The organism is Rahnella ecdela (genome assembly GCF_019049625.1).
GTDB classification, from domain to species: Bacteria; Pseudomonadota; Gammaproteobacteria; order Enterobacterales; family Enterobacteriaceae; genus Rahnella; species Rahnella ecdela.
Map to the genome: position 1 here is coordinate 592,661 of NZ_JAFMOY010000133.1, position 14,294 is coordinate 606,954.

The following is a 14,294-nucleotide window of genomic DNA, read 5'->3' on the forward strand; positions in this document are numbered from 1 at the left end:
TTATTAACGCAAATTCCGTACCCTCACCTGCCCGAACCACTGACACCGCGCCGCGTCAGGGATTTGTGCTGACCCGCCACTGGCGCGACACGCCACGGGGTACGGAGGTGGATTTATGGCTGGCAACGGACGACGGCCCGCAAAAAGTGCGTCTGCCCTTGCAGGAATCGGTGGCGTTTATTCCCGCCGAACAGCGTGCAATGGCGGAGCGAATTCTCGCCGATGAAAAAAATGTCAGCCTGCGCCCGCTGCCGTTGCAGGATTTCCATTCCCGCGCTGTTCTTGGGCTGTACTGCCCTCAACACCTGCAGTTGATGCGGATAGAAAAACTGCTGAAAGAAAACGGCGTTAATGTTTTCGAAGCGGATATCCGCCCGCCGGAGCGTTTTCTGATGGAGCGCTATATCACCGCGCCGGTGTGGTTTAGCGGTAAACCCGCTTCAGACAAGTTGCTGCTCGACACCAAAATGAAACCAGCTGAAGACTATCGTCCGCCGTTGAAACTGTGTTCACTGGATATCGAAACCAGCGGAAATGGCGAGTTGTACTGCATCGGGCTGGAAGGCTGCGGGCAGCGCCACGTTTATATGCTTGGACCGCCAAACGGTGCGCCTGATGCACAGTTCGATTTCAATCTGGTTTACGTCGACAGCCGCCCGCAGTTACTGGAAAAACTCAATGAGTGGCTGGAGACTTACGATCCCGACGCCATCATCGGCTGGAGCGTGGTGCAGTTTGACCTGCGGGTTTTACAAAAACACGCAGACCGCTACAAAATCCCGCTGAAATTCGGACGCGGCGGCGGCGAGCTTGAATGGCGTGAGCATGGGTTTAAACAGGGACACTTTTTCGCAGCTGCCGCCGGTCGCCTGATCATTGACGGAATTGAAGCACTGAAATCCGCATTCTGGAACTTCAACTCGTTCAGTCTGGAATTCGTCTCGCAAAGTTTATTAGGCGAAGGCAAAGCCAGCGACAATCCTTATCAGCGGCTGGCCGAAATCGAGCAGCGTTTTCGTGAAGATAAACCGATGCTGGCGCGCTATAACCTGAAAGACTGCGAGCTGGTGACGCGGATTTTTGCCAAAACCGAGCTGATGCCCTTTTTGCTGGAACGCGCCTCGGTGACCGGTCTGGCGGTTGATCGCAGCGGCGGTTCCGTGGCGGCATTCACCCACCTTTATCTACCCCGCATGCACCGCGCCGGTTACGTCGCGCCGAATCTGGGCGAATTAGAGGGCGAAATGAGTCCCGGCGGTTTTGTGATGGATTCGCGCCCCGGTTTGTATGATTCCGTACTGGTACTCGATTACAAAAGTCTGTACCCGTCGATTATCCGCACCTTTCTGATTGACCCGGTCGGGCTGGTCGCCGGACTGCAACAACCGGACGACGAACATTCAGTGCCGGGTTACCGCAACGCCCGCTTCTCGCGGGATAAACATTGCTTACCGGAAATTGTCCGCCAGATCTGGATGGGCCGCGAGGAAGCTAAAAAACAAAAAAATAAACCGCTCTCGCAGGCGCTGAAAATCATCATGAACGCCTTTTATGGCGTGCTCGGCTCCAGCGGCTGCCGGTTCTTTGATCCGCGTCTGGCGTCTTCTATTACGCTTCGCGGACACGACATCATGCGCCAGACCCGCGAGCTGATTGAAGCAGAAGGCTATCAGGTGATTTACGGCGATACCGATTCCACGTTCGTCTGGCTCAATAAAGCCCATTCACAGGAAGATGCGAATGTCATTGGCCGTCATCTGGTGGAAAAGGTGAATGCCTGGTGGAAAGCGCATCTGCATCAGGAATACGGGCTGGAAAGCGCGCTGGAGCTGGAATTTGAAACGCACTATCAGCGCTTTCTGATGCCGACCATTCGTGGCTCGGAAACCGGCAGCAAAAAACGGTATGCCGGTCTGGTGAACGACGCCGATGGCGAGCACATCGTTTATAAAGGGCTGGAAACCGTGCGCACCGACTGGACGAAACTGGCGCAGGAGTTTCAGCAGGAGCTGTATCAGCGCATTTTCCACCGCCAGCCGTATCAGGATTACGTTCGCGATTACGTGGCGCGCACGCTCGATGGCGAATTTGATGACAAGCTGGTGTACCGAAAACGCCTTCGTCGCAAACTGAGTGATTACGAAAAAAACGTCCCGCCACATGTTCGCGCTGCGAGGCTGGCAGATGAGTATAATGTTCTGCACGGTCGCGCAAAACAGTATCAGAACGGTGGCTGGATAAGTTACGTTATGACCACTTCCGGGCCTGAACCGCTGGAAAACCGCCAGTCTCCTGTTGATTACGATCATTACATCGAACGTCAGCTGGAGCCGGTTGCTGACGGTATTTTGCCTTTCCTGCACGACGACTTTGCTACACTGATTACAGGTCAGATGGGATTATTCTGAGCAAAAAAAGGATTGCTCTTTGATTCGCAGGTGACGAAAGGCTTACCTTCCTTTACCATAGCGCCCTTTCCCATTTCTGAAACATCCTCACACAGCGAACTATTCCGCGCCATCTGGCGGGGAAAGAAAACTATTGCCCGAGAAAGTTCGCGGGCTGAACACGCATTGCGCAGTCGTCGTATACAGAGCAAACAACACAGAGAGAGATTATGCCGTTTACATTGGGTCAACGCTGGATAAGCGATACGGAAAGCGAATTAGGATTAGGGACCGTAGTTGCACTGGACGTGCGCATGGTTACTCTGCTTTTCCCCGCCACCGGTGAAAACCGTTTGTATGCCCGAAATGATTCCCCGATCACCCGCGTGATGTTCAATCCCGGTGACACCATCAGCTGTCACGAAGGCTGGCAGTTGCAGGTTGAAGAAGTCGTTGAAGACAAAGGCCTGTTAACCTACATCGGCACCCGTCTGGACACAGAAGAAACCGGCGTTGCGATGCGTGAAGTGCTCCTCGACAGCAAGCTGACATTCAGTAAGCCGCAGGACCGTCTGTTTGCCGGTCAGATTGATCGTATGGATCGCTTCGCACTGCGTTTCCGTGCCCGTAAATATCAGCGCGAACAGTTCCGTCTGGAATTCGGTGGCCTGCGCGGTATGCGCGCCAGCCTGATCCCGCACCAGTTGCACATCGCTTACGAAGTCGGTCAGCGTCATGCTCCGCGCGTTTTACTGGCCGATGAAGTCGGTCTGGGTAAAACCATCGAAGCGGGGATGATTATTCATCAGCAACTTCTGTCTGGCCGTGCCGAGCGTGTGCTGATCGTGGTGCCTGAAACCCTGCAACACCAGTGGCTGGTGGAAATGCTGCGCCGTTTCAACCTGCGCTTCTCTCTGTTTGATGATGACCGCTACGCCGAATCCGTACATGAAGCGACCAATCCGTTTGAAACTGAACAGCTGGTGATCTGTTCTCTGGACTTCGTGCGCCGCAATAAATCCCGTCTTGAGCAACTGTCTGATGCGGCATGGGACATGCTGGTGGTCGATGAAGCCCACCATCTGGTGTGGAGCGAAGATGCGCCGAGCCGTGAATATCAGGTTATCGAGCAGCTTTCCCAGCAGATCCCAAGCGTCCTGTTACTGACGGCAACGCCGGAACAACTCGGTCAGGAAAGCCACTTTGCGAGGCTGCGCCTGCTGGATCCGGATCGTTTCCACGATTACGAAGAATTTATCGAAGAACAGCAGCAATATCAGCCAGTGGCTGATGCCGTCACGCTGTTACTGAACAAAGAGCCGCTGACGCCTGAAGCACTGGCTCTGCTGGGTGAAAGTGTTGGCAACGCCGATACCGATGCTCTGCTGACCGCCGCCAATAAAGGTGATGAAGCGGCGGCGAAACAGCTGGTTTCCATGCTGATGGACCGCCACGGCACCAGCCGCGTGTTGTTCCGTAACACCCGTAACGGTGTGAAAGGTTTCCCTGAGCGTCATCTGCATGCGGTGAAACTGCCGCTGCCGACGCAGTATCAGACTGCGATTAAAGTTTCGGGCATTATGGGCGCGAAGAAAACCGCTGAAGCCCGTGCGCACGACATGCTGTATCCGGAGCAAATTTATCAGGAATTCGAAGGCGAGAACGCCACCTGGTGGAACTTTGATCCGCGCGTCGAATGGCTGCTCGGTTATCTGACCGCCAACCGCGACGAGAAAGTGCTGGTGATCTGCGCCAAAGCCGCCACCGCCTTACAGCTGGAGCAGGTTCTGCGTGAGCGCGAAGCGATCCGTGCCGCCGTGTTCCACGAAGGTTTGTCGATCATTGAACGTGACCGCGCTGCCGCTTACTTTGCATCACAGGAAGAAGGCGCGCAGGTTCTGCTGTGTTCTGAAATCGGCTCCGAAGGCCGTAACTTCCAGTTCGCCAGCAAAATGGTGATGTTCGATCTGCCGTTTAACCCGGATCTGCTGGAACAGCGTATCGGGCGTCTGGATCGTATCGGTCAGCAAAATAATATCGACATCATGGTGCCTTACCTCGAGCAGACCGCGCAGTCGGTGCTCGTGCGCTGGTTTCATGAAGGTCTGGACGCGTTCGAACATACCTGTCCGACCGGCCGTACCATTTATGACAGCGCTTACGGACAATTGATTGCCTTCCTGGCCACTCCTGCCGAGCAGGCCGGTCTGGACGAATTCATTCTCGAATGCCGCTCAGAACATGACGCGCTGAAAGAAAAGCTGGAAAATGGCCGCGACCGTCTGCTGGAGATGCATTCCAACGGCGGCGAACGTGCGCAGCAACTGGCGAAAGAGATTGGCGAACAGGATAACGACGTTAATCTGGTGAATTTTGCGCTGAACCTGTTCGACATCGTCGGCATCAATCAGGACGATCGCAGCGATAATCTGATCGTGCTGACGCCTTCAGATCATATGCTGGTGCCGGATTTCCCGGGGCTGCCGGAAGACGGCTGTACCGTGACGTTCGACCGTGAACAGGCGCTGTCTCGTGAAGATGCGCAGTTCATCAGCTGGGAACACCCGATCGTGCGTAATGGTCTGGACTTGATCCTTTCCGGCGATACCGGCAGTTGTGCGGTTTCGATCCTGAAAAACAAAGCGCTGCCGGTCGGTACCCTGCTGGCTGAACTGGTTTACGTGGTGGAATGTCAGGCGCCGAAACACCTGCAGCTGACCCGTTTCCTGCCACCGACACCGGTGCGTATGTTGATGGATCGCAAAGGCACCAACCTGGCTGCTCAGGTAGAATTCGAAAGCTTTAACCGCCAGCTGAACGCCATCAACCGTCATAACTCCAGCAAGCTGGTAAATGCGGTTCAGCAGGATGTTCACGCCATGCTGCAACAGGCAGAAGCGAAAATCGCTGAACAGGCACGTGCGCTGATTGAAGCGGCGAAGGTTGAAGCCGACGAGCAACTGACCCAGGAACTGGATCGCCTGAAAGCGCTGAAGGAAGTGAACCCGAACATTCGTGATGACGAACTGGAATCGGTAGACTCTAACCGCAAGCAGGTGCTGGCGAATCTGAACGATGCCAGCTGGCGTCTGGATGCTATTCGCCTTGTGGTGGTCAGCCACCAGTAAGCCCGACGGGATGCAGACAGTCTGCATCCCTTCTTCTTTTAAAACCGGACACAGACTGAAACCGCTATGAGCGAACATCAACCGAACATCCCTGAGCCTTCCAAAACCCGGCCGCTGGAGAATTACAATCCGCCGACCGATCCCTGGTTACAGGTGATTTTTCAGGATGAACACATCATGGTGGTGAATAAGCCGAGCGGACTGCTTTCAGTGCCAGGTAAATTAGCCGAGCATCAGGACAGCCTGATGACACGTATTCAGCAGGAATTCCCGGAAGCCGAATCGGTCCATCGTCTGGATATGTCGACCAGCGGCGTGATCGTGGTGGCGCTGACTAAGGACGCAGAGCGCGAACTGAAACGTCAGTTCCGCGAGCGCGAAACCAAGAAAGTGTACATCGCGCGGGTCTGGGGACGGGTTGAAGAAGATTACGGCATTATCGATTTGCCGCTGATTTGCGATTATCCCAACCGGCCGAAACAGAAAGTCTGCCATGAGACCGGCAAGAAAGCGCTGACGCAGTATGAAGTGATGTCCTGGGATGAAGACGGCACCACGCGGGTGAAACTGCGCCCTATCACCGGACGTTCACACCAGCTGCGCGTACATCTTCTGGCGCTGGGTCATCCGATTCTGGGTGATAAGTTTTATGCCCATCCACAGGCGCTCGCCGCTGCGGAACGTCTGCAACTGCATGCGCAGGAGCTGTCGTTTTACCATCCGATAACCGATGCGCCGCTGGTGTTTAACTGCGAACCGGATTTCTGACGGATGTCAGGGTATAAATGAACAAGAAAAAAGGCGCTGAATTCAGCGCCTTTCGTTTATTAAAATTGTTTCTTCAGACCGCAGCGGCTTACTTGAAGCCTTTCTCTCGCTTAATCAGATCATACGCAGCCTGAATTGCCTGCGCTTTCTCCTTGGCCATTTCCATCATTTCCGGCGGCAAACCTTTGGCGACAAGTTTATCCGGATGGTGCTCGCCCATCAGTTTACGGTACGCACGCTTGATGGTCGTCGCGTCGTCAGTGGCGTTAACGCCCAGCACTTTGCAGGCATCCGCCAGCGTCGGGCCTTGCTGGGTCTGGTGATAACCGCCGCCATAGGAACGCCCGCCCTGCTGATGGCCGCCAAACTGCTGGCCGCCTTCCATCATGCGCAGGAACTGATCGAACTGCATCCGTGAAATCCCGAGTTCTTCGGCAATCACGTACAGCACTTCGCGTTCATTAGGATGCAATGAACCGTCGGCGTACGCGGCCTGGATCTGAATTTCCAGAAAAGTCCGTATCAGGTCAAAACGACCAAAACATGCACTGCGCAGTTCGCGCATTTTTTCCCGCAAAGGATAATTGGCTTCTTTGCCGTCACGAAAGGCGCGCTGCGCGGCTTCGCGTTGCTCGCCATGCAGTTGCATACGTTCCATGTAAAGACTGGCGATTTGAATATCTGCTTCGGTAACTCTGCCTTTTGATTTAGTCAGATTCCCCATCACTTCAAACGTGGTGCGGAAAAAGATGGTTTGACGTGTCTGCTGATCGGCAAAATAACCCCGACGTTTCGCGGAACGCGCGGTATCAAACATATGCCCGATCAGCAACCCTGCAACAATTCCCCAGAAGCCTAAACCTGACCATAAGCCAAGGATAAGTCCGAGCAGTTTTCCCCAATACTGCATATACTCCTCAATTCGCCATGCCGTCGCTTAAAAATTGCTTTATCATAACCGGCATTTATCGTTGTGCCTAACGGCGGCAACGTAACAGGTGGGATTTAACACTAGCGCAACCATGATGAGTGAGATAGTCTCTGACCGTTTGCCGGCATGATGCCTCTGATGACGGAACACCATTTTACGTATGAAAAACAGACGTCTGAAAACACGCTTACCGACAATGCTGGCCGCCACAATCTGGTCAGTATTGTACAGTCACGGCGCAATGGCCGATCTCGCAGAACAATGTATGCTCGGCGTTCCGACCTATGACAAACCTTTGGTGCAGGGTGATCCTAATTCACTGCCTGTGACCATTAATGCCGATAAGGCGACAGGTAATTATCCCGACAGCGCGTTGTTTAGCGGCAACGTTAACGTTGTTCAGGGTAACAGCACGCTGGACGCTGATCAGGTTCAGCTCAATCAAATCGCGAATCCTAATCAGCCAGCGCCAACCCGCACCGCCACTGCGACCGGGAACGTGCGTTATAACGATAACCAAATCAAGCTGAATGGCCCGAAAGGCTTTGCAAACCTGACCACGAAAGACACTGATGTTCAGGATGGTGATTATCAGATGGTGGGCCGTCAGGGTCGTGGCCAGGCTGATAAGATGAAGCAGCGTGACAACAACCGCTACACCATCATGGATAACGGCACGTTTACGACCTGTCTGCCAGGTGATAACAGCTGGAGCGTCGTCGGTTCAGAAGTGATTCAGGACCGCCAGGAAGAAGTGGCTGAAATCTGGAATGCACGTTTCCATATCGGTCCTGTTCCGGTGTTCTACAGCCCGTACATGCAATTACCGATTGGGAATAAGCGCCGTTCCGGTTTCCTTATCCCTAACGCCAAATACAGCACCAACAATGGTTTAGGCCTGACGGTTCCTTATTACTGGAACATTGCGCCAAACTACGATGCCACGATCACACCAAACTACATGAGTACGCGTGGTCTGCAGCTGCAGAACGAATTCCGTTACCTGACCGTCGCCGGTGCTGGCCTGATGGAGTTCGATTATCTGGGCAATGATAAGAAAATCGACGATCAGTTCCTGAAAGATGAAGGCCGTACCAGCGATAACACCACCAAACGCTGGATGTACTACTGGCGTCATTCTGGTGTTTACGATCAGGTGTGGCGTTTCAACGTCGATTACACCAAGGTCAGTGACCCTTACTACTTCACCGATTTCGATTCAAAATACGGTTCCAGTACCGATGGTTATTCCACGCAGAAATTCAGCGTAGGTTACGCCAACGAAAACTGGGACGTGACGCTGGCCAGTAAACAGTTCCAGGTCTTTACTGATTACGGTAACCAGAATGCTTACCGTGCCCAGCCACAGCTGGATATTAACTACTATAAAAACGATTTTGGCCCGTTCGACCTGCACCTGTACGGTCAGGCGGTGAAGTTCACCAGCGTGAACCCGGATAACCCGGAAGCAGTACGTACGCACTTCGAACCGACGCTCAGCCTGCCGCTCAGTAATGGCTGGGGCAGTCTGGATAACGAAATCAAGCTGATGGCAACCCACTATCAGCAGGATATTCCGGATGCGTATTATGATGCGAACCCGGACACCAAGCTGCGTTCTTCCGTGAACCGCGTGATGCCTGAGTTTAAGACCGACGGCAAAATGGTGTTTGACCGCACGATGGACTGGGACAGTGATTACACCCAGACCCTCGAGCCGCGAGTGCAATACCTGTACATTCCGTACCGTAACCAAAGCTCGATCAATACCTATGACTCCACGTTGCTGCAGTCCGACTACACTGGTCTGTTCCGTGATAAGAGCTACAGTGGCCTTGACCGCATTGCCTCGGCGAATCAGGTAGCGAGCGGTTTAACCACCCGTATTTACGACGAAAATCTGGAAGAACGCTTCAACGCTTCTGCCGGACAGATTTATTACTTCCAGCCACCACGTACGGGCGATCAGAACAGCGTGCTGGATAAAAGTGATGACACCGGTAGCCTGGTTTGGGCGGGTGACACTTATTACAAAATCAATAACTTCTGGGGCGTTCGCGGCGGTGTGCAATATGACACCCGTCTGGATGCGCTGGCCCTTGGCGATGCGGTGCTTGAGTATCGCGCTGACTCGGAAAGAATGATTCAGTTGAGCTACCGTTATGCCAGCCCGGAATATATTCAGGCTACGTTACCTCAGGTGACTAACCCGGGGTATCAGGACGGTATTTCGCAGGTCGGCGGTATCGCCAGCTGGCCGATTGCCGACCGCTGGTCCATCGTTGGTGCGTATTATTACGATACCAAAGCACAGCAGAGCGCTGACCAATTAATCGGCCTGCAATACAATACCTGCTGCTGGGCAGTCAATGTTGGCTACGAACGTAAGATCACCAACTACGACACGACCAAGTCCGAAAGTAAGTATGATAATAAGATTGGTTTCAATATTGAACTTAGGGGCCTCGGTAACAATCAAACCCTCGGAACAAAAGAAATGTTGGCCAGCGGCATACTGCCATATCAGCGAGCTTTCTAAGCCCGACGACACTTTTGAGTTCCCGTCCGCAGCCAGTTTCGTTCGGACGGGGCTGATTTAGTGAAGACACTACGAACTCAGTGAAATTGAAACCCGCGCTTGCGGATTAGACAAATGGAAAAAGTATGAAGAACTGGAGAACACTTCTCCTCGGCGTGACGCTTTGTGCCAGCACTGCGTTTGCTGCCCCTCAGGAAGTTGATAAAGTTGCTGCCGTCGTGAACAACGGCGTCGTATTGCAAAGTGACGTAGATAGTCTGTTTAACTCCGTCAAACAGCAGGCCCAGCAGGCGAAACAACAGTTGCCAGATGATGCAACGTTGCGTCACCAGATCCTCGATCGCCTGATCATGGATCAGATCCAATTACAGATGGCGACCCGTATGGGGATCACGCCAAACGATCAGGATGTGGATAAAGCTATCGCCAGTATCGCTCAGCAGAACAACATTTCAGTTGATCAGCTTCGCAGCCGCCTGGCGTATGACGGTATGAACTACAACACCTACCGTGCCCAGATCCGCAAAGAAATGATCATCAGCGAAGTGCGTAACAGCGAAGTACGTCGTCGCGTCACTATCCTGCCTCAGGAAGTGGATCAGCTGTCCAAACAGGTAGCTGCGCAAAACGGCAGCGGTGCTGAATTCAACCTCAGCCATATCCTGTTACCATTGCCGGAAAACCCGTCTCAGGATCAGGTGGATTCTGCTGAGCAGCTGGCGAAGAAAATCGTTTCTGACCTGAATAATGGTGCGGATTTCGGCAAACTGGCAATCACCTATTCTGCTGACTCCCAGGCGCTGAAAGGCGGCAACATGGGCTGGGGCAAATTGCAGGAACTGCCTTCTCTGTTTGCACAGGCGTTAAGTACCGCTCAGAAAGGTCAGGTTATCGGCCCGATCCGTTCAGGCGTTGGCTTCCATATCCTGAAAGTGAACGATATCCGTGGCGATAACAAAACCGTTTCCGTTACCGAAGTTCACGCCCGTCACATCCTGCTGAAACCTTCAGTGGTAATGACCGATGCGCAGGCGCGTGCAAAACTGGAACAAGTGGCTGCGGATATTAAGAGCGGCAAAGCGACCTTCGCTGATGAGGCGAAACAGCTTTCTCAGGATCCGGGCTCTGCCAATCAGGGCGGCGATTTAGGCTGGGCTTCACCAGACATGTACGATCCGGCGTTCCGTGATGCACTGATGAACCTGAAAAAAGGCGAAATGAGCGCACCGGTTCACTCTTCGTTCGGCTGGCACCTGATCCAATTGATCGACACCCGCCAGGTCGATAAAACAGATGCGGCGCAAAAAGAACGTGCTTACCGCATGCTGTTCAACCGCAAATTTGCGGAAGAAGCTCAGACGTGGATGCAGGAACAACGTGCTGAAGCGTATGTGAAAATTATGGATGGTAATGGAAAATAATACTTCCGTGACAAAGTCTGTGGTCATCACCCCCGGCGAGCCAGCCGGGGTTGGGCCGGATCTGGTACTCGCTCTGGCTCAGCAGGCATGGCCTGTTGAGTTAGTGGTATGCGCCGATCCGGCCCTGCTGCTTGAACGAGCAGAGAAACTGGGTCTGAGCATTCAGTTGCGCGATTATCAGCAAGGTCGTCCTCCGGAGCCTCAGGCGGCAGGCACACTGACCATTTTACCGGTTAAACTCGCCGTGCCTGTAACCGCCGGTAAACTGGATGTCGCCAATGCGCCCTACGTGGTAGAAACGCTGGCGCGAGCCTGCGACGGTGCCATCAACGGTGAATTCTCAGCACTGATCACCGGCCCGGTTCAGAAAAGTATTATCAACGACGCTGGTATCCCCTTCATCGGTCATACCGAATTCTTCGCCGACCGCAGCCATTGCAACCGCGTTGTGATGATGCTGGCGACGGAAGAATTGCGCGTGGCACTGGCGACCACGCACCTGCCTTTACTGGCAGTGCCGGGTGCGATTACCCGCGAATGCCTGCATGAAGTCATCACCATTTTGCATCATGATCTGAAAACCAAATTTGGTATTACCGAGCCGCAAATTTATGTGTGTGGTCTGAATCCACATGCCGGCGAAGGTGGCCACATGGGGCACGAAGAGATCGACATAATCATTCCAGCACTGGACGAACTGCGCCAGCAAGGGATGAATCTCATCGGCCCGCTGCCCGCTGATACGTTATTCCAGCCTAAATATCTGCAACATGCCGATGCTGTTTTATCGATGTATCACGATCAGGGCCTTCCGGTGCTAAAATATCAGGGATTCGGTCGCGCAGTGAATATCACACTCGGCCTGCCTTTTATCCGGACTTCCGTTGATCACGGTACCGCCCTTGAACTCGCCGCCACCGGCACCGCCGATGCGGGCAGTTTCAAGACAGCAATAAATCTCGCCATTCACATGGCAAATAACAGCAACGATAAATAACAACAATGAATAGTAGAGTCCACCAAGGTCACTTTGCCCGTAAACGTTTTGGGCAAAACTTCTTAACCGATCAGTTTGTTATCGATAGCATCGTATCGGCCATTCACCCTATGCCGGGCGAGGCTGTCGTTGAAATCGGTCCGGGTCTGGCGGCATTAACTGAGCCTGTCGCTTCACGCCTGGACAGCATGACGGTTATCGAACTCGACCGTGATCTGGCAACGCGTCTGGAAAATAACCCTAAGTATCAGGGCAAATTACGTGTCATTCAGTCTGACGCGATGAAAATCAATTTCGGCGAACTGTCTGAAGAACTCGGTCAGCCACTGCGCGTTTTTGGTAATCTGCCGTACAACATTTCTACGCCGCTGATGTTCCATTTGTTCACCTATACCAATGCCATCAAAGACATGCATTTTATGTTGCAGAAGGAAGTGGTAAACCGTCTGGTTGCAGGCCCGAACAGCAAGGCGTATGGTCGTTTAACGGTGATGGCGCAATATTATTGCAACGTGATCCCGGTTCTGGAAGTGCCACCTGAATCCTTCACGCCGGCACCTAAAGTCGAATCCGCTGTGGTACGTTTAGTGCCGCATGAAGTGATCCCGTATCCGGTACCGGATATTCGCATCCTGAGCCGCCTGACCACCGACGCATTCAATCAGCGTCGCAAAACAGTGCGTAACAGCCTCGGCCACCTGTTCACACCAGAGCAAATGACCGAACTGGGCTTAGATCTCAGCATGCGTGCTGAAAATATTTCTGTAGAGCAATTCTGTAAACTGGCTAACTGGTTGTCCACACGACCTAAAACCCCGGAACCTCAGGAGTAGCGTTATGCTTAATTCGCCCCGCGTTTGTGTTCAGGTGCAAAGTATCTACGTTGAGTCGCAGTCGATACCGGAAGAAGAACGTTTTGTCTTCGCTTACACCATCACCATCCGCAATCTGGGGCGTTTTAATGTGCAACTGCTTCGCCGTTACTGGCTGATTACCAACAGTAACGGCCGCCAGACAGAAGTCCAGGGCGAAGGGGTTATCGGTGAACAGCCGCTAATCCTGCCGGGCAACGAATTTCACTATACCAGCGGCGCGATTTTAGAAACGCCGCTGGGCACGATGGAAGGCCATTATGAAATGGTCGCACAAGACGGTGAAGCCTTCCGTGTGCCAGTTCCGGTCTTCCGCCTCGCCATCCCTACGCTGATAAATTAATCCTCATGTCGACATATCTTATTGGTGATGTTCACGGCTGCATCGATGAACTCAAGGCGCTATTGGCGCAGGTGGATTTTAATCCGCAAAATGATGTCCTGTGGTTGACCGGTGATCTGGTCGCACGCGGTCCGTCCTCACTTGAAGTGCTGCGTTTTGTCAGTGGTTTGGGCGATTCGGTTCGCATGGTGCTGGGTAATCATGATTTGCATCTGCTGGCGGTGTACGCGGGGATCAGTTTTAACAAACCGAAAGATCGTATTACGCCTTTGCTTGAAGCCGAAGACGCGGATGAGCTGATTAACTGGCTGCGACGCCAGCCGGTGTTGCAGGTAGATGAAGAGCTGAAGCTGGTCATGGCGCACGCCGGGATCACGCCGCAGTGGGATCTCGAAACGGCGCAGATGTGTGCACGTGAAGTGGAATCCGTGCTGAGCAGTGATACCTATCCGCTGTTTCTGGATGCGATGTATGGCGATATGCCAAACAACTGGCATCCGGAGCTTTCCGGCCTGGCACGCCTGCGTTTCAGCACCAACGCCTTTACACGCATGCGCTACTGTTTCCCTAACGGCCAGCTGGATATGATCTGCAAAGATGTGCCGGAAAGCGCACCAAAACCGCTCAAACCCTGGTTTGATATTCCGGGTCCGGTACAGGAAGCAGGTTACAGCATTGCGTTTGGTCACTGGGCATCGCTGGAAGGAAAAGGCGCACCGGAAGGTATTTACGCACTCGATACCGGCTGTTGCTGGGGAGGGGATCTGACAATGTTGCGCTGGGAAGATAAAACTTACTTCACGCAGCCGTCAAACCGTCACAGTGAAAAAGAACATTCTGAGATCCCCAAAGCGATTTAACTCAATCGCAGGCAATCAGATAGCAAAAAGGCACCTGCGAAGGGTGCC

The 14,294-nt window shown here is 53.3% G+C and carries 10 protein-coding genes; 9 read left to right on the top strand and 1 reads right to left on the bottom strand.

Annotated elements, in window-relative coordinates:
* Positions 1–2 precede the first annotated feature (2 nt).
* The 3 genes from J1784_RS26020 (at position 3) to rluA (ending at position 6,283) form a co-directional block, all read left to right on the top strand.
* The gene (locus tag J1784_RS26020; RefSeq protein WP_217151646.1) at positions 3–2,408 is read left to right on the top strand and encodes a DNA polymerase II; all 2,406 of its coding nucleotides are present in this window, start codon (positions 3–5) and stop codon (positions 2,406–2,408) included.
* A 209-nt stretch (positions 2,409–2,617) separates the two neighbouring features.
* On the top strand, positions 2,618–5,515 hold the full coding sequence (gene rapA, locus J1784_RS26025) for an RNA polymerase-associated protein RapA (RefSeq protein ID WP_217151576.1): 2,898 nt from the start codon (positions 2,618–2,620) through the stop codon (positions 5,513–5,515).
* A gap of 66 nt (positions 5,516–5,581) precedes the next feature.
* Complete coding sequence (rluA, locus tag J1784_RS26030; RefSeq protein ID WP_217151577.1) at positions 5,582–6,283, top strand: bifunctional tRNA pseudouridine(32) synthase/23S rRNA pseudouridine(746) synthase RluA; 702 nt, start codon at positions 5,582–5,584, stop codon at positions 6,281–6,283.
* Positions 6,284–6,371: 88 nt separating this feature from the next.
* On the opposite strand, the gene djlA is transcribed toward rluA, so the two are convergent.
* Entirely contained in the window at positions 6,372–7,193 is an 822-nt protein-coding gene (djlA, locus tag J1784_RS26035; RefSeq protein WP_217151578.1) for a co-chaperone DjlA, read from the bottom strand.
* A 181-nt stretch (positions 7,194–7,374) separates the two neighbouring features.
* Between djlA and lptD the strand changes: the two genes are divergently transcribed.
* The 6 genes from lptD to apaH all read left to right on the top strand — a co-directional run bounded on the left by lptD (position 7,375) and on the right by apaH (position 14,246).
* Positions 7,375–9,753: an LPS assembly protein LptD gene (lptD, locus tag J1784_RS26040; RefSeq protein WP_217151579.1), complete on the top strand. Its 2,379-nt coding sequence runs from the start codon at positions 7,375–7,377 to the stop codon at positions 9,751–9,753.
* 125 nt (positions 9,754–9,878) lie between these two features.
* A complete protein-coding gene (gene surA, locus J1784_RS26045; protein ID WP_217151580.1) occupies positions 9,879–11,174 on the top strand; it encodes a peptidylprolyl isomerase SurA in 1,296 nt (431 codons plus the stop codon).
* Positions 11,164–12,171 (top strand): 4-hydroxythreonine-4-phosphate dehydrogenase PdxA, encoded by a 1,008-nt coding sequence (pdxA, locus tag J1784_RS26050; protein ID WP_217151581.1) that lies wholly within the window; start codon positions 11,164–11,166, stop codon positions 12,169–12,171. The genes surA and pdxA overlap by 11 nt, the downstream gene beginning before the upstream one ends.
* Before the next feature lie 5 nt (positions 12,172–12,176).
* Positions 12,177–13,004: a 16S rRNA (adenine(1518)-N(6)/adenine(1519)-N(6))-dimethyltransferase RsmA gene (rsmA, locus tag J1784_RS26055; protein WP_217151582.1), complete on the top strand. Its 828-nt coding sequence runs from the start codon at positions 12,177–12,179 to the stop codon at positions 13,002–13,004.
* Positions 13,005–13,008: 4 nt separating this feature from the next.
* Positions 13,009–13,386 (top strand): Co2+/Mg2+ efflux protein ApaG, encoded by a 378-nt coding sequence (gene apaG, locus J1784_RS26060; RefSeq protein ID WP_112286979.1) that lies wholly within the window; start codon positions 13,009–13,011, stop codon positions 13,384–13,386.
* A gap of 5 nt (positions 13,387–13,391) precedes the next feature.
* Positions 13,392–14,246: a bis(5'-nucleosyl)-tetraphosphatase (symmetrical) ApaH gene (gene apaH, locus J1784_RS26065; protein ID WP_217151583.1), complete on the top strand. Its 855-nt coding sequence runs from the start codon at positions 13,392–13,394 to the stop codon at positions 14,244–14,246.
* Positions 14,247–14,294: the final 48 nt, after the last annotated feature.